At 31.2% G+C, this 24,944-nt stretch carries 22 protein-coding genes; 9 read left to right on the plus strand and 13 right to left on the minus strand.

Features of this window, described 5'->3' with window-relative positions; all coding sequences use genetic code 11:
- Window positions 1-188 precede the first annotated feature (188 nt).
- From Q0C58_RS03650 to Q0C58_RS03660, 3 genes are read right to left on the minus strand one after another with little or no spacing between them, the layout of a single operon-like run.
- A complete protein-coding gene (locus Q0C58_RS03650; RefSeq protein ID WP_290697656.1) occupies window positions 189-1,805 on the minus strand; it encodes a S8/S53 family peptidase in 1,617 nt (538 codons plus the stop codon).
- A 10-nt stretch (window positions 1,806-1,815) separates the two neighbouring features.
- Window positions 1,816-2,277 carry an SsrA-binding protein SmpB gene (gene smpB / locus Q0C58_RS03655; protein WP_290697659.1) on the minus strand — a complete coding sequence of 154 codons (462 nt, stop codon included), beginning with the start codon at window positions 2,275-2,277 and terminating at the stop codon, window positions 1,816-1,818.
- A 26-nt stretch (window positions 2,278-2,303) separates the two neighbouring features.
- Window positions 2,304-2,819 (minus strand): phosphoglycerate mutase family protein, encoded by a 516-nt coding sequence (locus Q0C58_RS03660; protein ID WP_290697661.1) that lies wholly within the window; start codon window positions 2,817-2,819, stop codon window positions 2,304-2,306.
- A gap of 90 nt (window positions 2,820-2,909) precedes the next feature.
- On the opposite strand from Q0C58_RS03660, the gene mqo reads away from it, so the two are divergent.
- Entirely contained in the window at window positions 2,910-4,397 is a 1,488-nt protein-coding gene (gene mqo / locus Q0C58_RS03665) for a malate dehydrogenase (quinone) (RefSeq protein WP_290697664.1), read from the plus strand.
- 25 nt (window positions 4,398-4,422) lie between these two features.
- On the opposite strand, the gene Q0C58_RS03670 is transcribed toward mqo, so the two are convergent.
- From Q0C58_RS03670 to clpB, 3 genes are all read right to left on the minus strand, one after another.
- The gene (locus Q0C58_RS03670) at window positions 4,423-4,809 is read right to left on the minus strand and encodes a hypothetical protein (RefSeq protein ID WP_290697667.1); all 387 of its coding nucleotides are present in this window, start codon (window positions 4,807-4,809) and stop codon (window positions 4,423-4,425) included.
- Between the two features lie 11 nt (window positions 4,810-4,820).
- Window positions 4,821-5,207 (minus strand): hypothetical protein, encoded by a 387-nt coding sequence (locus Q0C58_RS03675; protein WP_290697670.1) that lies wholly within the window; start codon window positions 5,205-5,207, stop codon window positions 4,821-4,823.
- A 221-nt stretch (window positions 5,208-5,428) separates the two neighbouring features.
- On the minus strand, window positions 5,429-8,035 hold the full coding sequence (gene clpB, locus Q0C58_RS03680; RefSeq protein ID WP_290697672.1) for an ATP-dependent chaperone ClpB: 2,607 nt from the start codon (window positions 8,033-8,035) through the stop codon (window positions 5,429-5,431).
- A 251-nt stretch (window positions 8,036-8,286) separates the two neighbouring features.
- Between clpB and ytxJ the strand changes: the two genes are divergently transcribed.
- Both ytxJ and Q0C58_RS03690 read left to right on the plus strand, forming a co-directional pair.
- A complete protein-coding gene (gene ytxJ, locus Q0C58_RS03685) occupies window positions 8,287-8,664 on the plus strand; it encodes a bacillithiol system redox-active protein YtxJ (RefSeq protein WP_290697674.1) in 378 nt (125 codons plus the stop codon).
- 70 nt (window positions 8,665-8,734) lie between these two features.
- Complete coding sequence (locus tag Q0C58_RS03690; protein ID WP_290697676.1) at window positions 8,735-9,193, plus strand: hypothetical protein; 459 nt, start codon at window positions 8,735-8,737, stop codon at window positions 9,191-9,193.
- Window positions 9,194-9,304: 111 nt separating this feature from the next.
- Here the strand turns inward: Q0C58_RS03690 and Q0C58_RS03695 are convergent, their stop codons facing one another.
- Window positions 9,305-10,108, minus strand: a complete 804-nt coding sequence (locus Q0C58_RS03695; protein WP_290697678.1) for a carboxypeptidase-like regulatory domain-containing protein — start codon at window positions 10,106-10,108, stop codon at window positions 9,305-9,307.
- A 161-nt stretch (window positions 10,109-10,269) separates the two neighbouring features.
- Between Q0C58_RS03695 and Q0C58_RS03700 the strand changes: the two genes are divergently transcribed.
- Window positions 10,270-13,188 (plus strand): T9SS type B sorting domain-containing protein, encoded by a 2,919-nt coding sequence (locus Q0C58_RS03700; protein WP_290697680.1) that lies wholly within the window; start codon window positions 10,270-10,272, stop codon window positions 13,186-13,188.
- A gap of 56 nt (window positions 13,189-13,244) precedes the next feature.
- On the opposite strand, the gene Q0C58_RS03705 is transcribed toward Q0C58_RS03700, so the two are convergent.
- The 5 genes from Q0C58_RS03705 to Q0C58_RS03725 form a co-directional block, all read right to left on the minus strand.
- Window positions 13,245-15,134 (minus strand): DEAD/DEAH box helicase, encoded by a 1,890-nt coding sequence (locus Q0C58_RS03705; RefSeq protein ID WP_290697683.1) that lies wholly within the window; start codon window positions 15,132-15,134, stop codon window positions 13,245-13,247.
- A 268-nt stretch (window positions 15,135-15,402) separates the two neighbouring features.
- Window positions 15,403-16,689 carry a type II toxin-antitoxin system HipA family toxin gene (locus Q0C58_RS03710; protein ID WP_290697686.1) on the minus strand — a complete coding sequence of 429 codons (1,287 nt, stop codon included), beginning with the start codon at window positions 16,687-16,689 and terminating at the stop codon, window positions 15,403-15,405.
- Window positions 16,686-17,000 carry a helix-turn-helix transcriptional regulator gene (locus tag Q0C58_RS03715; RefSeq protein WP_290697689.1) on the minus strand — a complete coding sequence of 105 codons (315 nt, stop codon included), beginning with the start codon at window positions 16,998-17,000 and terminating at the stop codon, window positions 16,686-16,688. The genes Q0C58_RS03710 and Q0C58_RS03715 overlap by 4 nt, the downstream gene beginning before the upstream one ends.
- Window positions 17,001-17,391: 391 nt before the next feature.
- Complete coding sequence (locus Q0C58_RS03720) at window positions 17,392-18,102, minus strand: toxin-antitoxin system YwqK family antitoxin (RefSeq protein ID WP_290697692.1); 711 nt, start codon at window positions 18,100-18,102, stop codon at window positions 17,392-17,394.
- A gap of 102 nt (window positions 18,103-18,204) precedes the next feature.
- The gene (locus tag Q0C58_RS03725) at window positions 18,205-18,780 is read right to left on the minus strand and encodes a non-canonical purine NTP diphosphatase (protein ID WP_290697695.1); all 576 of its coding nucleotides are present in this window, start codon (window positions 18,778-18,780) and stop codon (window positions 18,205-18,207) included.
- A gap of 138 nt (window positions 18,781-18,918) precedes the next feature.
- Here Q0C58_RS03725 and Q0C58_RS03730 point away from each other — a divergent pair, with 138 nt between their 5' ends.
- Entirely contained in the window at window positions 18,919-19,275 is a 357-nt protein-coding gene (locus Q0C58_RS03730) for a lipocalin family protein (RefSeq protein WP_290697697.1), read from the plus strand.
- A gap of 1 nt (window position 19,276) precedes the next feature.
- On the opposite strand, the gene rlmH is transcribed toward Q0C58_RS03730, so the two are convergent.
- A complete protein-coding gene (gene rlmH, locus Q0C58_RS03735) occupies window positions 19,277-19,750 on the minus strand; it encodes a 23S rRNA (pseudouridine(1915)-N(3))-methyltransferase RlmH (RefSeq protein WP_290697699.1) in 474 nt (157 codons plus the stop codon).
- Window positions 19,751-19,842: 92 nt separating this feature from the next.
- On the opposite strand from rlmH, the gene nadC reads away from it, so the two are divergent.
- The 4 genes from nadC to priA all read left to right on the plus strand — a co-directional run bounded on the left by nadC (window position 19,843) and on the right by priA (window position 24,668).
- Window positions 19,843-20,703 (plus strand): carboxylating nicotinate-nucleotide diphosphorylase, encoded by an 861-nt coding sequence (nadC, locus tag Q0C58_RS03740; RefSeq protein WP_290697701.1) that lies wholly within the window; start codon window positions 19,843-19,845, stop codon window positions 20,701-20,703.
- Complete coding sequence (locus Q0C58_RS03745) at window positions 20,703-21,713, plus strand: YihY/virulence factor BrkB family protein (RefSeq protein WP_290697703.1); 1,011 nt, start codon at window positions 20,703-20,705, stop codon at window positions 21,711-21,713. The genes nadC and Q0C58_RS03745 overlap by 1 nt, the downstream gene beginning before the upstream one ends.
- On the plus strand, window positions 21,706-22,131 hold the full coding sequence (locus Q0C58_RS03750) for a DUF2147 domain-containing protein (RefSeq protein WP_290697706.1): 426 nt from the start codon (window positions 21,706-21,708) through the stop codon (window positions 22,129-22,131). Before Q0C58_RS03745 ends, Q0C58_RS03750 begins: the two co-directional genes overlap by 8 nt.
- A gap of 83 nt (window positions 22,132-22,214) precedes the next feature.
- Complete coding sequence (priA, locus tag Q0C58_RS03755) at window positions 22,215-24,668, plus strand: primosomal protein N' (protein ID WP_290697709.1); 2,454 nt, start codon at window positions 22,215-22,217, stop codon at window positions 24,666-24,668.
- The last annotated feature ends 276 nt before the right edge of the window (window positions 24,669-24,944 follow it).

Here is a 24,944-nt window from a genome sequence, read left to right on the forward strand (position 1 = left end):
GTTACATTTCCAGTAATTTGAGCGAATGTAAAATTTGCAATAAAAAACGAAAGGCAGAGTAGTTGGTATTTATTCATACTTAAAGGTTGGTTTTAATACTATAGACGTGTTTTTTTGTAAAATGGTTGCCTGTAGATTAACCAAACTTAAATAAAATATACAGTTGACATTTTAGTTTTAACGTAACTTTAATTAATTATTAGCTTTTTAGTAATACTGTTTTTTTCTGTTTTTAATGTTACAAGATATAATCCTTTAGATAGATTATTAACAGAAATACTATTGGTACGTTGCGTTAATTTGGTGTTAAGTACTTTTTGACCTAATACATTATGAATGGTTACAGTTGCAGAATTATTAGATTGCGTTAGGTTGATATTCAAGATGCCTTTTGTAGGATTAGGATACATAATGAAGGTTGAAATATTTTTATCAGCTATACTTAGTGTGTTATTTAATTCTAAAATAGCAGCTTCCATATTAGGTAAAGGACCAATATTTACTCCAGAACCTTGAGCAATTCCTGTATTAACTATTAAAGTTCTTAATTCTTGAGAGGTTAAATAGCCACCTGTTTGCGCTAAATAATAAGACTGTAGTACAGCTGTGAAACCACCAACTAGAGCTGTTGCAGAACTTGTTCCTGAGAAGCAAGAGTTATAGGTCTGGTTAAAATCGTTACCAAAAACGGTATCACAATTATTTTCTCCAATGGTATATACGTTTTCTCCCCAAGCATGAACATTAACACGAGATCCATGAGTTGTGAACCATAATGGAACATGACTTATGTTTGCGCTACCAGCTCCTACTATAATTGCGCCACTGTCTCCTCTTGCGTTGTAACTATTGTAAAAGGCGTCGTCTAGATTTTCACTACCATTTCCAGCAGCTGCAACAATAACAATTCCAGCATCAGTAGCAGCTTTTGTGAGGTCCCAAATAGCTTGCTCGTATTCTGCTAGCACGACATTATTATTTTGCCCAAAGGTTTGCATTTCATATATAATAATATCACCTGCAGCAGAATTTGATATCGCATTAGCCGTTGCTAAAACACGATTGTAATTGTTTTCTACAGTCCATTCTGGAAATAAAACATATTCGTTTGCTCCATGTGCTATACCACTTACACCATAAGTACCTTTGTTAGCAAAAACAATTCCTGCAACACTAGTTCCATGTTCTGTAAAGGCTGAAGAAGCACTAGGGTTTATGGTTGTATTAGGAGCTTGAGAAGCAGTAGTGTGGTCTAATTCTTCATGATTTAAATTAATTCCATATTCTACATCTCTAATGTTTATTCCTGCAGCATTAATACCATTATTCCAAGCATATCTTATATTTAATCCTGGATTAGATTCTATATAACCTTGATTATTTTCGAAATTACTTGTTGCAGGAGCAATATCGTGTGGCGGAGTAATGGGAGTCGTGTTAGACTGGTATGCGTAAACTAAATGTGGTATGTTTTGTAAAGCACTTAATAATTTATTTGAAGTTTCAATGTTTAATAAAGCTTCAATTTTAAAAGTATTTTTTAAAGTATGACCGTTTTTAGATTGCTTAGCAAATTGTTTTATTTGTTCTTTAGAAAAACCATAGGCATTAGAAATTTCAAAGGAATAATTTTCTTGAAGCTTTTTTATTTCTTCAATATTAAAAAGCTCTTTAGGAGATTCGAAATGTAATGAAGGACTAAGCTTTATATATAATCGGGTAAAATATTTTTGTTCTTGCGAAAATGCGCTTAATGCTATTGTAAGCAATAAAATAATTAAAACATTTCGTTTCGAAGATAACATGTGAGTTTTTTTAATTATTATGATCTTTCTTAATACGTGCTAAATCACGTTTATTGTCTCTATCTTTAATAGTGTCGCGCTTGTCGTATAATTTTTTTCCTTTTGCAAGTGCAATGTCTAGTTTTGCATAGCCATTTTCATTTATAAATAAACGTAAAGGAATAATAGTTAAACCAGAATTTGTAACCTCTTTTTCCAGTTTTTTTAATTCTTTTTTATTTAATAAAAGCTTACGTTCTGCTTTAGGAACATGATTGTAAATATTACCAAAGCGATACTCTTGAATGGTCATATTAATAACAAATAGCTCACCTTGTTCGTTAAACTCGCAAAAGCTTTCTGCTATAGACGCTAAGCTAGAACGAATAGATTTTATCTCTGTTCCTGTTAAAACAATTCCAGCAGAGTATTTGTCTAATATTTCGTATTGAAATTTAGCCTTTTTGTTTAGTATGTTTATGTTTTTTTGCATCTTCAGGCAAAGCTAAAAAAATAGAATTAATCTACCGATTTTAGTTCGTGTTTTATTTCACCATCAATAATAGTAACAACGTAGAGATTACTATTTATGGTTTCGTCTATAGACTGGTATTTGTCTTCTTCAATAATTTTATTTACAAAAGCAGGAGTTGTGTTACTGTGGCCAACAATTAAAACATGTTGTCCTTTGGTTTTTTCTAAAAACACTTTAATATCTAAAGTTTGTGGGTTGTAAGATTTTATTTCCAAATTTTTATCTACTGCAGTTGGTGTCGCAGTTTCTATTGTGCGATTGTAATTTGTTGAATAAACAGCGTCTAAATCGACGTTTTTAAAGTGATTTTTCCATTTTTTAGCTCTTTTTAGTCCTTTTTTAATCAATTTTGGATTTCTATTCTCGGGATCGCTTTTATCTTTTTCGGCATGACGAATTAAATAATAGGTAGTAGATTCTTGGTTGTTTTCTGGATTAGACTGTTTGTTAACACAAGAGAAAATTGAAAAAAGGAGTAATATAGCAAGTAGCTTTTTCATGATTTTTTTTAAAATGTTCTATTGCTAAAGGTATAAAATTCAATACACTTAATATTTTATTGTTTTATATTTAGACTCAAAACAGAAGGAATGAACGAAAATAAAATAAATATAAACACAGATTACGATTTAATATGTGTTGGAGCTGGTATTATGAGTGCAACTTTAGTATTACTAGTTAAACTTGTTAAACCAGAACTTAATGTTTTAATTTTAGAACGTTTAGATAAAGTTGCTCAAGAAAGTTCTGCAACTTGGAATAATGCTGGAACAGGACATTCTGCACTATGCGAACTAAATTACACACCAGAAAAAGGAGATACTGTAGATTGCTCTAAGGCATATAAAATTTGCACACAATTTGAATTGTCTAAACAATTTTGGAGTTTTTTAGTTGAAGAAGATTTAATTAAAAATCCTAAAGATTTTATTAACGCCATGCCACACCATAGTTGGGTTACAGGAAAAGATAATGTTGATTTTTTAAAGAAAAGATTCGAAGCCTTAAAAGATCATTTTATGTTTGATGGTATAGAGTTTACAGAGGCTTTAGATAAAATGAAGGCTTGGTTTCCTTTAATTTTAGAGCATAGAGATGAAGACGAAATAATGGCTGCTACTAGAATAGAACGTGGTGCAGAAATGAATTTTGGAGCACTTACCCAACAACTATTTCACATTCTTGAAACCAAGTTTAATACATCTGTGCATTGTAACGAAGAGGTGTTAGATATCGACCCAGACGATACCGTTGAATGGTCTGTTGAAGTAAAAAATACAGTAACTGGAAATAAGCAGTTTTTAGACGCTAAGCATGTTTTTATTGGAGCAGGAGGAGGAAGTTTACTACTATTACAAAAAGTAGAAATCCAAGATAAAGAAGGCTATGGTGGATTTCCAGTAAGTGGAGAATGGTTGGTTTGTAAAAATGAAGCTTTAATTAAACAACATTTAGGTAAAGTATATAGTAAAGCCGGACCAGACGATCCGCCAATGTCCACACCACATTTAGATACACGTTTTATAGATGGTAAACAACAATTAATGTTTGGACCATTTGCAGGATTTAGTCCTAAGTTTTTAAAAGAAGGCTCTGTGTTAGACTTGTTTAAATCTATTAAAACCGATAATATAAAACCTATGTTAAGTGCCTTTTGGGATAATTTACCACTTACCAAATACTTAATAGAACAAGTAACAGCATCTCATGAAGATAGAATGAACGATTTGCGAAAATTTATAAAAAATGCTAAAAGTGAAGATTGGGAAATTTTAGTGGCAGGACAACGTGTACAGATTATTAAAAAGGATTTATACGAAGGCGGGAAATTGCAGTTTGGAACCGAAGTGGTTAAAAGTAAAGATGGAAGTATTACTTGTTTGCTTGGTGCTTCTCCAGGAGCATCGACTGCAACACATGTAATGTTAGAGGTTTTTGAAATAGCGTTTCCAGAAATAGTAAATTCTGAAGAAGGAAAAAAGAAATTAAAAGCAATTGTACCAATGTGGAAAACAGAATTAAATGCTGAATTGTTTAAAGCATCAATTAAAAAATCTGCAAGCGCACTAAAATTGTAAAATCCCTATTAGTTTAATGCTGTTTTTACTTTTTATTTTCTTCATTAATAATGGTTTGAGCCCATTTCATGGCTTTAGTTAAATTATCGAATATGCCAAAAGGTCTATCGTAAAATTGCCTTTCAAACTCTGCATTTGCTCTCATGTTTTCATCTCCAGGAATAACTGCTATAGCTACTAAACTTGGGATTTTCTCTGCTTCTTTATATACCAAAGGATCAACAGAGTATGAAACAATCCTGTTAGATATGTAGGCTACGTTTCTTGTATTATAGTGCTTTTTTATAAAGGCTTTAAGTACTTTATTATGTTCTTTGGTAATAACAACACTTGCTTTAATTTGTTTTACAAAAAAGTCGTCAAAAGCAAAAATTTCTGCGTGACCAATATCGTGATAATGAAACAATCCCATAAGTTATAATTTTATATTTTATTTTTTGTTAAAACTATTTTATCAACACATTCCATGGCTTCTGCTAAGTCTTTACAAATTATAAAGGGTTTGCTAAAAAAGGTCTTTTCATATTTAGCTAGTTTTATATTATTTTCTTGATTAGTAATAATGATAATGGCACTTAGATTTGGTATTCTTTCTATTGCTTTATAAATTAAGGAATCTACAGAGTAATTTTTTATACGATTTGATATGTAAACAAGCTCTCTTTCTTTAAAATGTTTAGTAACAATACCGCTTAAAATTTGATCGTGATTAGGTGTTATTTCTTCTCCTTCTTTTACTTGATTAATTATATAATCATCAAAAATGAATACTTCTGAAAAAACTAGATCGTAATAATGAAAAAATGGCATAAATCGAGTTTTGGTTATTTAAACCAATATAAAGAAATAAAAATAAAAAAAGCGACACTAAACTTTACGTTCTTGTCGCTTTTTCAAACTAACTAACCATTAGTAAAAAAACGAGCTTATTTCTCATTTATTTTGTATTAACAATACTTTATGATTTTTGTTAAGTTTAGTGCTTTTTTAAGTATAAAAAATCACTTGAAATTATATTGTGTTATAATTTTTTATAACGTTTCATTTACCAAATGATCTTGATTTCTAAATACTAATTCTTTGTTAAAAGCATCTAATAGAATAACGCTATTTGTTGTTAATCTTCCAGAAAGTATTTCTTTACTTAGCGCATTTAATACTTCTTTTTGTATTACACGTTTTACAGGTCTAGCACCAAAATCTGGATCGTAACCTTTTTCTGCTAAGTAATTAATAGCCTCTGGAGTTGCATCGAATATTATGCCTTGCTGCGCAATCATTTTAGTGATGCTCTTTAGTTGTATGCCTACAATTTCTGTAATGTTTTCTTTAGATAAAGGTGTAAACAATACGGTGTCATCTATTCTGTTTAAAAACTCTGGTCTTACGGTTTGTTTTAATAAACCTAGAACATCTACTTTGGCTGCTTCCATAGCAGTTACAATATCTTTTGTAGCTGCAAAATGCTCTTGAATTAATTGACTTCCCATATTAGAGGTCATAATAATGATGGTGTTTTTAAAATCTGCAGTTCTACCTTTATTATCTGTTAAATGGCCTTCGTCCAATACTTGTAATAAAATATTAAAAGTATCTGGATGTGCTTTTTCAATTTCATCTAAAAGTATAACCGAATATGGTTTACGTCTCACAGCCTCAGTTAACTGTCCACCTTCATCGTAACCTACATATCCTGGAGGAGCACCAACGAGTCTGCTTACTGCATGACGCTCTTGGTATTCACTCATGTCTATTCTGGTTAATGCGCTTTCGTCGTCAAACAAATATTCTGCTAAGGCTTTTGCAAGCTCTGTTTTACCAACTCCTGTTGTACCTAAGAATAGAAAGGTTCCAATAGGTTTTTGCGGATTTTGTAATCCAGCTCTAGAACGACGCACAGCATCACTAACAGCAATAATAGCTTTTTCTTGTCCAACAACACGTTTATGTAATTGATCTTCCAGTTTTAATAGCTTCTCGCGTTCACTTTGAAGCATTTTAGTAACAGGAATACCTGTCCATTTTGCAACCACTTCTGCAATATTATCATAAGTAACTTCTTCTTTAATTAAAGAGGTTTCGCCTTGTGCTTTTAGTTCGGTTTGAAACGTTTCTAGTTTTTCTTGTGCTTCTTTAATTTTTCCGTAGCGTAATTCTGCTACTTTTCCGTAATCTCCTTCGCGCTCTGCTTTTTCTGCTTCAAGTTTAAAGTTTTCGATTTCTTGTTTTGTGTTTTGAATATTATCTACAACTTCTTTTTCGCTTTTCCATTTGGCATTTATCTCGTTACGTTCTTCTTTAATATTTGCTAAATCGCTTCTTAGAGATTTTAGTTTTGTTTCATCTTTTTCTCTTTTAATAGCCTCGATTTCTATTTCAAGCTGCATAATTTTACGGTCTAAAACATCTAGTTCTTCAGGTTTAGAGTTTATTTCCATGCGTAATTTAGAAGCAGCCTCATCCATTAAATCAATGGCTTTATCTGGTAAAAAACGATTGGTAATATAACGCGTAGATAGCTCTACAGCACCAATTATTGCTTCATCTTTAATACGCACTTTATGGTGTGTTTCGTATTTTTCTTTAATACCACGAAGAATAGAAATAGCACTTTCTGTATCTGGCTCATTAACCATTACTTTTTGGAATCTACGTTCCAAAGCTTTGTCCTTTTCAAAGTATTTTTGGTATTCGTCTAGAGTAGTTGCACCAATAGCACGAAGTTCTCCACGAGCCAAAGCTGGTTTTAAAATATTTGCGGCATCCATTGCACCTTGTCCACCACCTGCACCAACAAGCGTATGGATTTCGTCTATAAATAAAACAATATCTCCATCACTATTTGTAACCTCTTTAATTACCGCTTTTAAACGTTCTTCAAACTCACCTTTAAATTTTGCGCCAGCAATAAGCGATCCCATATCTAGTGCAAAAATTTGCTTATCGATAAGGTTTTCTGGAATATCACCATCTACAATTCTATGCGCTAGACCTTCTGCAATTGCGGTTTTACCAGTTCCTGGTTCGCCAACTAATATTGGGTTGTTTTTAGTACGACGAGACAGAATTTGAAGTATTCTTCTTATTTCCTCATCACGACCAATTACAGGATCTAATTTACCATCTTTTGCTAATTGGTTTAAGTTTTTAGCATATTTATTTAATGCATTATAAGTTTCTTCTTGGCTTTGGGATGTAACACGATCTCCTTGTCTTAACTCATCGATGCTTGCTTTTAAGCCTTTTTCTGTAACGCCTTGATCTTTTAAAACTTGCGCAATTTTACTTTTAGATTTAAAAATAGCTAAAATTAAATGTTCAATAGAAACAAACTCATCGTTCATATTCTTTGCAATAATTGATGCTTCATTTAGCGCTTTAGAAGCTTCGCGAGAAATGGATAATTCTCCTCCAGAAACTTTAGAGAAGCTTTCAATTTGTTTACCTAAAATTTGTTTTAACATTGGGACGTTTACGTTCATTTTTTTTAAAATGAAAGGCAAAACATTTTCATCGACCTCGAAAATAGCTTTAAAAATATGTTCGTTTTCTATTTGTCCGTTTTCTAAACCTTGAGCGAGCTGTTGCGCTTGCTGTATGGCTTCTTGAGATTTTATTGTATAATTATTAAAATTCATGTTACTATTTTTATTATTTCCTATCACCTATATTTAGGGATTAGAAATCTTGTTTCAATTTTATAATTAGCTATATTTCAATTATCTTACCAATAATAATTACAAGACAGAATGTCTGCTAAGTATTGGTTTTAAATGACTTTTCGTCAATTTGTAATGTTTTGTAATTGTTTCGACTATAATATAAATAATAGATTTTGGCGCCATTGAAAACACATTCAATGTAAGCTTAAAAATTAAAAAATAATAATATGTTTAAGAAATTATTCGGTTCTAAAGAGCCAAAAGAAGAGAAAATATTGCCTTGGAAACAATTAACAAACGTAAACCAACTAGATACTGTTGCCTCACTATCTAAAGGTAAAACGCAAGTAGTTTTTAAGCATTCTACGCGTTGTGGTATAAGTAAAATGGTAATGAACCAATTTGTAGCAGCATATAATGTAGATGCTAATTTAGATTTGTATTATTTAGATTTATTAAGCTTTAGAGATGTATCTAGTGAAGTTGGTTTTAAATTTCAAGTTATGCACCAATCTCCTCAATTAATAGTTATTAAAAATGGAGTAGCAGTAGCACATGCAAGTCATGGAGCTATTAATGAGATGGATTTGAATAGATATGTTTAAAATGCTTATTGTTATTTAATTGTTTGTTTACTAAAATTTTTTACATTTGTTTATTTTTTTTATTAAACTCATGAATAACAGTGCTTTAAAAATAATATTACTAGTATTTATCTTTATTAATTTTTCTTGTGATAATAATGATGATAATTGTGTTGGTACTACTATAGCAGCAGATTTTACTTTAAAAGTTAAACTAGTCTCAGAAACTGGCGCTAATTTATTTAATGATAGTAATTTTGATGTTTCATTATTAAAATTGTCAGATCCTTTTAGTGAAAACATTGAGATTCCATTTATGCACATAACAGAAAATGGTGAGTCCTTAATTACATTTAATGGAGTTGATATAGATAGTGTGAATTTTGAATACGCAGGTGTGGATAACTTTTTTTTTGGTTTTAGCGACATTCAATTACAAATTGTAAACTGTGTTTTAGAGGTTTTAAGTTACAAAGCTTTAAGAGCTAATGGAGATTTGTTTTGCGATTGCAGCTTAGGAGATATTTTGGTAATTCCATTAAATTTATAAAGCCTAGAAACTATACTAAATTAGTTGTTTGCCTAGAGCAAAAAAAGCCTTGAAAATCTTATATTTTTAAGGCTTTTTTTAATACTTTATGCTAGCTTTAATTAAACGTAATTAACTGCGTTTCTTCTTATCGCGACTTAGTACTTTATATTCTTCATAGCATTGACTTATAGCGTCTAACATTTGTAAGTCGTTAGCTTTATTAATAAAATCTTTAGAATAATTACATTGCGATACAATTTCATCTAAATCAATTTTTGTAATTTGTAGTAAAACCATTAATGTTTCTCTGTCGAAACGAGAGGCTAGAAGGTTTCTAATCTCGTCGTCCTTTTTCATTTGTTTAAGTTTTTTTAACTCTTTACCTTTCCTACTAAAAGTATTATAAAGAAAATCTAGAGGATTAAATATAGAACCTAAAACTTTACTTATTTTATTTGGTGATTTGTTGTTTCCTGCTTCGTAACCAGAACTTAATCCAGAAATACTGTAACGATAATTAGTGTTTACTTGTACTTGTTTTATGTCTAATTCTAGATAGCCAGTAAGTTGTAATTCGTTTACCACAACTTCTTCTAGAGCGAGGGCTAATTCTGTTAATATAATTTCAGAACTTCCAAATTTCAGCCAGTCATTAGTTACACGAACTTTTATAGACTTATAACCTACATAAGTTAGATGCAGCGTATCGTTTACCTTGGCTTTTAGCTTAAATTCACCTTTATTATTAGTAGAGGTTCCTATTACTTGGTTTAGATTAACAATGTTTACTTTGTCTATTGGGTCGCTAGTTTGAGAATCTATAATTACACCCTCTACATTGTTTTTTTCTATAGAGGTATCTGCTTCTTCATTTTGAGCAAATGTTGAAGTTGAACTAATAATTAAAAAGAATAAGATTAAAAAGTGCTTCATTATCTATAGTTAGTCGTAAAAATACTAAACAAATTTTATTTTGTTGTGTTATGGGTATGTATTTGACTAAAAATTAACAAAAAAGTTTAATTGTATAGATTAAATCAATTTGTGTAGTTGTAGTTTAAATTATATCTTCAACCCAGCTATTAAGCAATCTTATGAAAATTAAATTATTCGTAATTATTTTTTTGGTATCATTTTTAACTATACAAGCTCAAAATGAGGCTAGTATATGGTATTTTGGAGAAAATGCAGGTTTAGACTTTACTAGTGGAATTCCTGTTGCATTAACAGATGGAGAATTAAACACATTTGAAGGTTGCTCTACAATTTCAGATGCTAATGGGCAGCTTCTTTTTTATACAGATGGTATTACCGTTTGGGATAAAAACCATAATATAATGCCAAATGGTACAGACCTATTAGGAGATCCTTCGAGTACGCAATCTGGTATTATTGTACCAAAACCTAATGATCCTAATATATATTACGTTTTTACTGTAGACCTTCAAGCTGGAAATGATGGGCTAAGATACTCTGAAGTCGATTTATCGTTAAACTCTGGTAATGGTGATATTAATGAGAATAAAAACATTCTATTATCGACACCAATAACTGAAAAAATTTCTGCAGTAGTACATGAAAATGGTGTAGATATTTGGGTAATTACACACGAATGGAATAGTGCTAATTTTTTGGCCTATAGAATAACACCTACAGGTATAAATCTAACACCAGTGGTTTCTACAACAGGCACTGTACATCAAGGTATTGTTAATAATACTATTGGATATTTAAAGTTTTCACCAGATGGAAAGCGACTAGCATTGGCTAATACATTTAACCCTACTTTCGTTGAAATATTCGATTTTGATACAGCCACAGGATTAGTAAGCAACCCTATACCTTTAAGTACACCTTTTTTTACTACTGATGCTGGACCTTATGGTATAGAATTTTCTCCAAGCAGTGAATTGTTATACGTAACAGATGTTGATTTTTTAGTTGGTTTATCACGAATTCATCAATTTGATATTACATTAACTAATGCAGTAGATATTATTAATTCTGATACTATCTTATTTGAGACTACTAGTGTTTTTGGTGCATTACAATTAGCTTTAGATTGTAAAATATATGTTGCAGTTGGAGATGCTACCTTTCTTGGTGCTATTGAAAACCCAAATATAGCTGGATTAGGAGCTAATTATGTGCATAATGCAGTAGATTTAAATGGTAGACTTGCAACTTTTGGTTTACCTACTTTTATACAATCTTATTTCTCTATTAGTATTTTATTTGAAAATGTTTGTTTGGGTACTTCTTCTAACTTTATTTTAAACACCTGTAGTATAATAGATTCGGTTTTATGGAATTTTGGAGATGGTAACACCTCTACATCTGAAAATCCAACGCATAATTATGCTGCTTCTGGAGATTTTAACGTTAATGTGACAATTACATCTGGATTAGATGTAATACAGGAATCAAGAGTTGTTACTGTTTACGATGCTCCAATAGTTAATGCAATAACAGATTATATTTTGTGTGATGATATTACTAATGATGATACAGCTATTTTCGATTTAACAACCAAAGATTCTGAAATATTAGGTTTGCAGTCTAACGTTCAATTTAATATAGATTATTATCCTACACAATTAGATGCAGAGAATAATACAAATGTATTAGCATCTAATTATACTAATACATCTAACAGTCAAGAAATATTTTCTAAAATATACAATGTAGATAATAATACTTGTTATGCAATTGCCTCTTTTAACTTAGTAGTTTCTCAATATCCAATAGCGAATAGTGTTAATGATATTGTATTGTGTGATGATGCTTCTGGAGATGAAGAGGAAACTATTAATCTAAGTTTATTAAATACCGAAGTACTAAATGGGCAAACAGCAGCAACTTTTAATATAACATATCATTTAACTCAAGAAGACGCTGTTAATAATACTGAAATATTACCAAATAACTACCAATCTATAAGTCAAACTATTTTTGTAAGAATAGAGAATAGTTCAAATCCTATGTGTTTTGAAACAACTTCATTTAGCGTGACAATAGACGACTTTTTTAGTCCTAATCAACCGGATAATATGTTTTTGTGTGATGATGAGAGTAACGATGGAGTAGAAGCTTTCGATTTAGTTTCTTTAGAAGAAGATTTACTAAATGGTTTACCTGGAAATTATAATGTCTCTTATTATTTATCGCAAGGCGATGCAGACAGCAATGTTAATGTAATAACTAGTCCTTACGAGAATAGCAGTAATGCTGAAGAAATATTTATAAGAATAGAAAAAACAACAAATGTATTTTGCTACCAAACACTATCTTTCTTTATAGAAGTAAAAGAAACACCTGTTTTAAATATGGAAACCGAATGGTCTGTTTGTACAAATGAAACAATCATTATTGTCGCAGACTCTGGTTACGATAACTATTTATGGTCCACAGGAGAAACTACGGCTTCAATAGAGATAAACTCTGGAGGTGTTTATACTGTTACCGCAACTAATAATTATGCAACAGTACCAACCATAAGTTGTAGTAACTCTAAAACAATTACGGTTACAGAATCTAGTAACGCTGTTTTTAATAGTGTAGAAATTGTAGATTGGACTATTAGAGAAAACGAAATTATAATTTTTGTAGATGGTATAGGAGATTACGAATATTCTTTAGACGGAGTAACCTATCAAGACAGTAATCTATTTAGCGGTTTAATGCCAGGAGAATACACCATTTTTGTAAGAGATAAATTGGGTTGTGGTGTTATAGAAGAAGAAGTCTTCCTTTTATTTTATCCGTTCTTTTTTACACCAAATAATGATACTGTAAATGATTTTTGGCAAATTAAGTTTTCAGAGTCCGAACCTAATTTAGAAATTTTTATTTTCGATAGGTATGGAAAGTTATTGACTACACTAAACCCAAGGTCTCGCGGATGGGATGGAACTTTCCATGGAAAATTAATGCCAGCTACAGATTATTGGTTTTTAGTAAAAAGACCAAACAATGGTAAAGAATATACTGGGCATTTTGCATTAAAACGATAAAAAAAATCCCAAACCATTAACGGTTTGGGATTTATATATTTACACCTTTTTTTAGTTTAATCTTTTCTTCTAGAACGACCAGATCTTGAGTGTGTAGTTTTAAATTCACCTTTATCTCTGTCTCCACCATCGCTTCGTTTAGAGCGTGTTGGGCTATTATCGCTTCCACGACGTCTATCGCTTCTGTCTCCAGAACCTTCACTACGTCTTCCGCGTCTTTCGCCACTTCCGCTTGAGCGTCTGTCTCCACCACCAGAGCGTCTTCTATCTCCACCAAATCCACCTTCACGACGTCTTCCGCCTCCACTACCAGAACCACCTCTTCCGCGACCTCCACGACTTGGTTTGTCTTCTGTGATTTCAACGTTTACAAAACGACCTTCATGTTTGTAATCTGTAAAGAATGCTAATACTTTCTCTTGGTGTTCTTTTTCGGTATTAAAGAAAGAGAACGTGTCTTTACAATCTACTTTAAAGACATCGTCACGACCTAAGTCTAAGACTTCTTTTAAGAAATCTTTTAATTTCATCCAATCGAAACCATCTTTTTCTCCAACGTTAATAAAGTAACGTGCAGCACTTCCGCTAGATTGCCTGCCAGAATCTCTTCCAGAGTCGCCTCCAGTAACATTAAGATTTTTAGATTTTTGGTAGTAGTTATAGAATCTTGAAAATTCTGCAGAGAAGAATTTTTTAATTAATTCTTCTTTGCTAGTCTCTTCAAATAAGGCATTGATATCTTCTAAGTACTTATCAATTTCTTCACTAACTTGAGTTTCATGAATCTTCTTTGCCGAAGACATTAACTGTACTTCGCAAATAGCCATTCCGTTAGGAACTTCTTTTAACTCAAACTTTTTATTAATAATACGTTCAATACTTTTTAAACGTCTTAATTCACTTCTTGAAACAATAACCATAGATATACCAGTTTTTCCGGCACGTCCAGTTCTACCAGAACGGTGTGTATATGTTTCTATTTCATCACTTAATTGGTAGTTAATTACGTGTGTAATATCGTCCACATCAATACCACGAGCCGCAACATCTGTTGCAACTAGCATTTGTATTTGACGATTTCTAAATTGCTTCATCACAATATCACGTTGATTTTGGGATAAATCACCATGTAAAGCTCCAGCACTATAACCGTCTTCGATTAAGTTCTCTGCTACTTTTTGAGTATCACGTTTTGTTCTACAAAATATTACTGAAAATATATTTGGATTAGCATCTGCTAAACGTTTTAAAGCTTGGTAACGATCGCGAGCGTTAACCATGTAGTATTCGTGAGATACTGTATTTGTACTCTGGTTTTTATGACCAACAGTAATCTCTTGAGGATCATTCATGAATTTTCTAGCAATTGTAGAAACTTCTTTAGGCATTGTTGCCGAGAATAACCATGTGTTTTTATCGTCTGGTGTTCCAGAAAGAATATCTGTGATATCTTCCTTGAAACCCATGTTTAGCATTTCATCTGCTTCATCTAAAACCGAATATTGGATTTTAGTGATATCAACTAAGCGACGCTTAATCATATCCTTCATTCTACCAGGAGTAGCGACTATAATTTGTGCACCACGTTTTACCTCACGTGCTTGATCTGTAATACTTGATCCACCATATATAGCAACAACGTTTAAGCCTTTTAAGTGCTTTCCGTAGGCTTTCATTTCGTTTGCAATTTGCAAACAAAGCTCACGCGTAGGAGATAGTATTAGACCTTGCGTAGTACGACTAGCAATGTCTATTTTTTGTAACATTGGAAAACCAAATGCTGCAGTTTTTCCAGTTCCAGTTTGCGCTAAGGCTACTAAATCTGTTTCTTCGTTTAATAAAATTGGGATTGCTTTTTCTTGTACTTCAGATGGTGTTTCGAAACCTAAATCTGTAATACCTTTTAAAAGATCTTCGTTAAGACCTAATTCTTGGAATGTGCTCATTCTTTTTTATGTATTTCAATGTCAATCTATTTGGGTGTTACGAATAGAAGTGCATTGAACATACTTAACCTAAAACTTCTAGTAACACATCCTCACTCTGAGGAGTCTATTTTAACGCTTTTGCGTTTTCAAGGTGCAAAGGTACATAATAATATTAGATATTCAATTTTAGGGTTTATAAGTATAGTAAAGTTACTTGTAGAGTAGAAGAGCACAAAATGACTGAAGGCATACTAAAAAAAGTATAAAGTTTATTTGTTAGCTGTAGTTATTTTACCTTATATGGCATGGTTTTTAATTTTCCTGCTATATAATTAATGGTCTTTTTTGAAATGTTTAAATCTTTAGCAATTGTTCTCCAATTAAGAAAACTTTGATTTATTTCGTTAATTATTTTTTTTGGATTTTTAATAGAATATTCTTTTGCTACATGAAGAATATCTTCTAAGCTAAAGTCTTTATTTTTACCGTTTATTGATAGAAAATGTGGCGTAATCCTATTAAAGTTCTCGTTATAGCTAAATGTTAAATCATACGCTGGAGACAAATTCCATTCTCCATTTTCCTTCATATTAAAGCCAAAATTTTTAGTATGGTCATCTACATTTCTACCAATAACATTAAAAATCATTATTTTAAATAATTGTTCTTTATCAGTATAATCCAGCTTCATTTTATTTAATAAGGTGAATATTTGTTCATAAGAATAAGTGTTGGGCAATTTAAAATTCATTCCAGCAAAAGCATGTAAGGTCTGCGTATGAAGTTTATATCCATTAATACGATCAAACCTTTTAGTTATAAAATAAGAATCATTTTCAAATTCCTTTAATTCTGAATCCATAATGATAATTTTAGATGCTTTCGCCATGAGGTAATATGCATATTCAATTTTACCTCTTTCTTTATCAGATTCTAAACCTATATCTCTATTAAATTTTAAAATCCAACTATCTTGGTTCTTTAATGGTAAGTTGTCACCTCTATAAATATTGCCAGTTTTATTATCAATATTAATTAAAACTTTTGGTTGTGCTCCTCCTGGCGATGTTCCTATATAGAAAAGGTTTGCCATATCATCTATATTAGCTACTGGTTTGTTTTTTAGTAGCGCTATAGATAGGTCGTTTAGTTTTTTTAAGTTTAATATTTTGGTGCCTGTTTGTTCGTGTTTTGCAGGTCTAAATTCTAAAGCACCCATTCCTCGATTACCTATATAAGCTAATTTTTCTATTGGAGTTAAGTCTCTATAGTTTTTACCTTCTTTTTCAAGATATTTTGAAAATAACTCTGTACCAAACTTATCTGGTAGTGAATCTGAAATAAAAAGTGGAAGCCCTTTATTTGTGTCAGATAATAAACTAACCTCACTACTATACTCTAGCTTTTGAACCGAAGAGATTATTTTTTTTGATGTTGGGTTTATTATAGGTGATAATTCAATTTTACGTCTAACAAAACTATTAGCATATTCAAAAGTGCTGGTATTCTTTGTTTCATTCCAAACAATAACACCTATAAGATTGTCCCATATAATTACTTCTAGTAAATTCATTTTTTATAACCTCCTCTTTTTTTCTTCTTTTTTTCTTTTTCATAAATTTCCATTGGAGATAATTCATATTCTTCCTCTTTTAGAAAGAATTCAAATTCACCCAATAACTCAAGTGATCTAGAAATTGCGATTAATGATGCTATCGAGAAATTTCTTCCTTTTTCAATTCCTGCAATAGAACTTCTGCTCATACCAGTTTTTTGAGCTAATTCAGTTTGTGATAATCCAGCATTTACACGTAATGCACTAAGTTTTTTACTCCATTTTCGTATTAGCTCTTTGTCAGAATAAGCGTAGTATTTATTTTCCATACTCAAATGTACTACAAACAGGTCAATAAAGCAAATAAATGAATTTAATGTCCTTTTTGTGATACAAATTTAAAATAATTTAATGTGAAGTAATGCGGAAATAAATAAGCCAGCTGTAGGCAGAAAATGAGTATGCTATTGATGTTTTGTTTGGGTGGTTTTTGCTTGTAGTATAATGTGGTTTTGTGTTTGAATTATCGTTAAATATATGGCAAGTTGGGTAGAAAATAAGCGATTACTTTCGGTTTAGCAACAAGCCAAATCCTTTGTATTTTGTTTTAATTTTTCTCTTTTAATACCAAATCAAAAGATTTGACGACTTTGCAAATGGACAATGACTTTTTGATTAAATACTAATCGCCCAATTTGCTATATATAGTGTTAACAATAGTTACTCTTGTTCTTCACCATTAACATATGAGATTTCTTTTATTAGGTTCCCACTAATATCATACTTTTTCAGTATTCCATTACCATTTTTTAAAGTGCCGATATCTAGATCATTTCCTTTTCCATCAAAGCAAGACGTTACGTTAATCAATTTGCCAGTTGTCCAGTATTTAATTTGATATGTTTGACCATTTTTATGATATGATTTCCATTCTCCATCTGGGTTTGCATTTATATAAACTCCACTATCTTTCAATTGTCCATTTTCGTGATAATATTTCCATAAACCATTATAATTTTTTTCATTTATCACCTCACCACTTTTCTTTAGATTTCCATTTTCAAAATAAAATTTCCATATTCCGGTAGGTTTACCGTGTTCGTAAGGTCCTATTTCTGACAGCTGACCATTTTTATGAAAATATTTACCATTTCCAATTAGGAAGTTATTTTCATAATTCGCTCTAAATTTTAATACTCCATTTTCATAATAAGTCTTTTTTTCTCCAACTACTTTTTCATTTTCGTCATGATGTAAAATTTCTTTTAATACTCCATTTTCATAAAAAGCTTTCCATTCTCCAATTCTTTTACCATTTTTGAATTGTCCTGTTACCGATAATTGTCCGTTATCATAATGCTTTTTGTAAATCTCTATATTATCACAGGAAAGAAAAAGGATTAGAATAGAAGAGAGAAATATTTTTTTCATAATTATTGTTAACGTGTCCATCGATATGAAATCGTTTAAATGTTTTACACCAAACGATAGCTTAATTAAGAAGTTAGCCTATTTTTTTGATAAAGTGAAGTCTTATAAAGTGCTCAAAAATTCAACTAATAAAGTCACAGCCTTCCCACGATGTCCAATTTTATTCTTCAATTTTAAATCTATTTCAGCAAACGTTTCGGTGTAACCATTTGGCATAAAAATAGGATCGTAACCAAAACCTTTTTCTCCTTTTTTGTTTGTAGTTATTTCACCTTTGCAAATTCCAGTAAACGTTTCTAGGTTTCCGTTGAGGTGTAAAGCCACAACTGTTTTAAACAGAGCGTTTCGGTTTGGTTTATTTTTTAAGTTTTTTAAAAGTAAATCCATATTATCATTCGCATCGCGTTTTGGTCCTGCATAACGTGCGCTATAAACACCTGGTTCGTTATTTAAAGCTTCTACTTCTAAACCTGTATCGTCTGCAAAGCAATCGTAACCATAATGTTGTTTTACGTATTCTGCTTTTTGTATGGCATTACCAATAATAGTGTCTTGGGTTTCTGGTACATCTTCAAAACAACCAATGTCTTTTAAACTTAATAGTTTTATGTGTGGCGGAATTAAAGATTGTACTTCTTTTAATTTATTTAGATTGTTTGTAGCGAATACAAGTTGCATGTGTTTAGTTTTTTTAAAAGTAAAAATACAATTTACTTAAAAGTATCATTGAATAAGTGTAACGTTTTTAATAAATAAAGACAGATTAGGTATATCTTAGTAAACATTAAAACTATAAACTTACCAAAAACTAGAACCATGAAAAAATGTATTAGTCTATTATGTATTGTATTGTTTATGTCTTGTAACGATGCTGAGTATTCAAAGAATATTATTGGCGAGTGGGAATGTGCAAGCTGGATAGTTGAAGCGACAGGTAATGATAATTGTAATGATAACGTTACTTTTACATTTAATGCAGATAAAACCTATAGTTCTAAAATACAATCCACAGATACTACAGGAAGTTATAAAATAGAAAACGGTTTGTTGTATTCTACACCTAAAGAAAAAATGGAGATTGCAGTAGAAATAAATACACTAACTACAGATACTTTAGAATTTATAATGAGTCGTTCTGGAAATAAAGAAATTATGACACTTGTAAAGAAGTAACTTAGCGATGATGATAAGGCTCATTCTTCAAAATAGTAAAACCTCTATACAATTGCTCGATAACAAATAAACGTACCATTTGGTGAGAAAAGGTCATTTTCGAGAGTGATATTTTTCCTTTGGCTTTATTATAAATGTCTTCAGAGAATCCATAAGGTCCACCAATAACGAAAACAAGTTGTTTAATTCCAGAATTCATGTGCTTTTGTAAATAATTAGAAAAGCCAACACTATCGTGTTGTTTGCCGTTTTCATCTAGAAGAATTAAAACATCAGTTGCGCTAAGCTTCTTTAAAATAAGTTCGCCTTCTTTCTGTTTTTGTTGCGCTTCGCTTAAGTTTTTAGAATTTTTAATATCAGGAATAATTTCTAAATTAAAGGTAATATAAAAACCCAAACGCTTTGTGTACTCGTCTATTAAAGCTTGAAGCTGCTTATTATCTGTTTTGCCAATGGTAATGAGTTTAATAGTCATACGCCAAAGGTAAAACTTTTTAGAATTTGGAAATTGAAAATTTCATTTTTTTGATTTGCAATCATTATTTTAGCTAAAACAATTTTTTACCCATGATTTCTAAAGAACAATTTAATAAAGAAATAGAATTAATAATCGCTAATGCCATTCGTGAAGACGTAGGTGATGGAGACCACAGTTCTCTATCGTGTATTCCAGCTACTGCTCAAGGAAAAGGAAAACTTTTAGTTAAAGACAACGGCATAATTGCAGGCGTTGAATTTGCAAAACAAGTGTTTGCTTATGTAGATCCTGAAATGAAAGTTGAAACACTAATAGAAGATGGAAGTGATGTAAAATATGGAGACATTGTTTTTTATGTAACAGGAGCTTCACAATCTATATTAAAAGCAGAACGTCTAGTGCTTAACGCTATGCAGCGTATGAGTGCTATTGCCACAAAAACTAAGCTATTTGTAGATTTATTAGATGGCACAGAAACTAAAATTCTAGATACACGTAAAACCACTCCAGGAATTCGTGCTTTAGAAAAATGGGCAGTTAAAATTGGAGGAGGAGAGAACCATAGGTTTGCGCTTTACGATATGATTATGCTTAAAGATAACCACATAGATTTTGCAGGTGGAATTACAAAAGCCATTGAGAAAACTCAAAATTATTTAAAGGAAACCAATCGCGATTTAAAAATTATTGTTGAGGCTAGAGATTTAAACGAAATTGAAGAGATTCTTAAAACCGATGGTGTTTATAGAATTTTAATAGATAACTTTAATTACGAAGACACCAGAACTGCTGTAAAACTAATTGGTGATCAATGTTTAACCGAAAGCTCTGGTGGAATTAACGAAAAAACAATTAGAGATTATGCGCTTTGTGGTGTAGATTATATCTCATCTGGTGCATTAACGCACTCGGTTTATAATTTAGATTTAAGTTTAAAAGCGGTAGATTAATGCCAGAAACTAAAGAACAGGAATTAATAGAAGAAAAAGGTGTTGAAAAACAGCTTAAAGAGCAGCAATTAAAACAAAAATTGCTTAAAATTCCTGTACTTAATATTGTAATAAAATTACTAAGTAAAATAAAGTTACCAGGATTAGAAGGCTTGTCGCTTTACGATTTGTTGGAATTATACATTATTGGTATTGCTAAAGGAGCATTAACAACTAGAGCAAGTGCAATAGCTTATAGTTTTTTTACTGCTTTGTTTCCGTTTTTTCTTTTTATTGTTATTGTAATTCCCAGTATTCCAAAAGATGGATTTGAAGGTGATTTTTTAGTGTTTTTAGAATCTTTTTTACCAGAAGCGATTTCAGATTTTTTTTCAGATAATATTTTTAATGCCCTTAAAGATAAAAACAGTAATACAGGTTTGTTATCCACCGTTTTAGTAGTTGCAATTGTTTTAATGACAAATGGCGTAAATGCGTTGTTTTCTGGGTTCGAAAATTCGTACCATCAGCAGCTCACTAGAAATGCAATCAAACAATATTTATTTGCAATGGGTGTTGCTTTAATTCTATCACTACTCTTAATTTTAACGGTTGCAGTTTTAGGATATTTTCAAATTTATGTTGTAGATAATACGTTAGCCTTTTTAAAGGGATACGGTTACGAATCTAGACGAGAAGCCGATTTTTGGGCTAGAGTAGCACAATACAGTTTCTTTGTAATTATTACGTTTCTAGCCACAGCTACACTCTATTACTTAGGTACAAGAGAAGGTAGAAAAGCTAAGTTTTTCTCTGTTGGTGCATTGTTTACCACTATTTTAATTTTAGTAACATCTTACTTGTTTGGTATTTATATTGAAAACTTTTCAAGTTATAATAAGCTGTATGGTTCTATTGGTGCACTATTAATATTGTTATTTTACCTTTGGTTAAATGCTAATATTTTATTGCTTGGTTTCGAGCTAAATATGTCAATAATGAATTTAAAAAAGCAACAAAAAAATGAATAAATATATATTAATTATTGCCTTTTTATTTTCTTTTTCGGCAAACGCACAAGACATTTTAGGAAAGTGGGTAACAATAGATGATCAAACCAAAGAGAAAAAGTCTGTTGTAGAAATTTTTGAAAGAGACGGAAAAATTTTTGGTAAAATTATCGAGATTTTTGATGCTACAAAAAGAGACTTTCCATGTATAAAGTGTGAAGGTTCAGATTATAATAAACCTATTTTAGGCTTAGAAATAATTAAAAACATGAAAAAGGATGGCGAATATTATAAAAAAGGTACTGTTGTCGATCCACAAAACGGAAAAGTTTACAAACTACGATTAAGCTTAGATGATGATAATACAGACGTATTATTAGTTAGAGGTTATATTGGTTTCTTTTATCAAACTCAATATTGGGAACGCGTTATAGAGTAAGCAGTTATCAGTAAGCAGTTATCAGTATTAATACTTGGTATTTGTTTTAGATTTAATAAATTTTCAATAATAAAATAATTTCATTGAGCCATTTCATAGACGTCATATTAGCCATTCCATTAGAAAAAATGTTCACGTACAGCATTACAAAAGCTGAGTCTGAGTTTTTAAAAGTTGGTATGCGTGTTTCTGTGCCTTTTGGCAAAACCAAAATTCATACAGGATTAGTTGGTGGAATACATACAAATGCACCTCTAATTTATGATGCTAAAGAAATCCATCAAATTTTAGACGAAACACCAATTGTAACCACAAAACAGCTAGAATTTTGGCAATGGATTGCAAAATACTACATGTGTACTGTTAGTGAAGTTATGCGTGCAGCTTTACCAAATGCTTTTATTTTAGAAAGTGAAACACTAATAAGTAGAAACCTTAAAAAGGAAATAAAAGATACCGATTTAAAGGATGATGAGTATTTGGTTTTTGAAGCTTTACATCACCAATCTACATTAAAGATTCAAGAGATTTCTAATATTCTTGATAAAAAGAATGTGCTTCCAGTAATTAAACGATTAATAGATAAAGAGGTTATTTTACTTCAAGAAGAAATTTACGATAAGTACAAGCCTAAATATGTTAGGTATGTAAAACTGCATGCAGAATATACAAGCGAAGTTGGTTTGCATCAATTATTAGACGATTTAAGTCGCGCCGAAAAGCAAAGACAGGTCGTTATGACTTTATTTTCAATTTCTGCAAAAACGAAGAAGCCAGTAAAAGTAAAAGCGTTAGTAGAGCAGAGTGGAAGTTCAACTGCAATTGTAAAAGCATTAATAGATAAAGGTGTTTTAGAAGAATACCATATTCAAACAGATCGTGTACAGTATGAAGGCGAAGAAAACGAAGACACCAAAGCCTTAAACGAATACCAAACCGAAGCACTAAAGCAAATAGAAACATCTTTTGAAACTCAAAATGTTGTATTGCTACATGGTATTACCTCTTCAGGAAAAACAGAAGTTTACGTTAAACTTATAGAATCTGTTTTAGCAGAAGGAAAACAAGTATTGTACTTATTACCAGAGATTGCTTTAACTACGCAATTAGTAACACGACTACAAAACTATTTTGGAGATCAGGTTGCTGTGTTTCACAGTAAGTATTCTGCTCATGAGCGTGTTGAGGTTTATAATAATGTGTTGGGTAATTCCGCGAAAGCGAAAATAATTTTAGGAGCGCGTTCTTCTATATTTTTGCCATTTCACAGTTTAGGATTAATAATTGTAGACGAAGAGCATGAGCAATCTTTCAAGCAATTTGATCCTGCACCACGTTATCATGCAAGAGATGCTGCCATAGTTTTGGCACATTTACACCAAGCAAAAACAGTGTTAGGTAGTGCAACACCAAGTTTGGAAAGTTATAATAACGCAATAGATAAAAAATACGGATTAGTAGAAATAAACCGTCGTTATAATAATGTGCAACTGCCAGATATCGAGTTAGTAGATATTGCAGATAAGCACAAAAAGAAACGTATGAAAGGTCATTTTAGCGATAGAATGATCGAGGAAATTACCGAAGCTTTAGACGAAGGTTATCAAATTATTCTATTTCAAAACAGAAGAGGTTATTCGCCAATTGTAGAGTGTAATACTTGTGGTCATTCGCCACAATGTCCTAATTGCGATGTTAGTTTAACCTATCACCAATATAGAAAACAACTGCGTTGTCATTATTGTGGTCACACTAATGCTATGCTGCAAAAATGTATGGCTTGTGGTACACACAACCTAGATACCAAAGGTTTTGGTACAGAGCAAATAGAAAGTGAAGCAAAAACACTATTTCCAAAAGCTAAAGTGGCACGAATGGATTTAGATACCACACGAGGAAAATACGGTTACGAGAAAATAATTACAGCTTTAGAGCAACAAGAAATAGATGTTTTAGTAGGCACACAAATGCTTACCAAAGGTTTAGATTTTAGAAACGTTAAGCTTGTTGGAATTATGAATGCAGATAATCTCCTTAATTTTCCAGATTTTAGAGCACATGAGCGTAGTTTTCAACTCATGTTACAAGTTTCTGGTCGTGCTGGAAGAACTAAAAAACGTGGTAAAGTATTAATTCAAACCTATAATCCGTATCATAAAATTTTACAGCAAGTATCTATCAACGATTATCTTGGCATGTTTAAAGAGCAATTACAAGAACGACGTGATTTTAAATATCCACCATTTTTTAGGTTAATTAAAGTAACGTTAAAACATAGAGACTATAATAAGGTAGAAACTGCAAGCGATTGGTTAGCAAAATCTTTAAGGCAAGTTTTTAAAGCTAATATTTTAGGACCAGAATTTCCGCCAGTGTCTAGAGTTAGAAATCAGTATTTAAAAAATATTTTGATTAAAATACCACAACAGCAATCTTTAGGTAAAACAAAAGAAGCAATTAAAAAAATTAATTCAAGCTTTGAAGCTATTGGAGCTTTTAAAGGTGTTCGTGTTATTATAAATGTAGATAATTATTAATGTAATAGTAATTTGGTTTCAAATTGTGTGATTGCATTAATTTTGCTGAAGAATGGAATTTTTTCTGTCATTCCTATTCCTGCGAAGGCAGGAATCCACTTTAAGTCTTAATTTTATTCTAGATTCCTGCCTTGGCAGAAATGACAAGTAGAATTTAGTTTAAACAAAAAAACCACGCTTTCAAGAAGGATTTTAAATCTATAAAATTTGTTTCAGTTTAAATATTATTTAAAGCATCAACAAGTAATGTTTTTTTATTTCTACTTAAAGGAATTT

Origin of the sequence: Lacinutrix sp. (assembly GCF_023299985.1) — a bacterium.
Lineage (GTDB): Bacteria > Bacteroidota > Bacteroidia > Flavobacteriales > Flavobacteriaceae > Lacinutrix.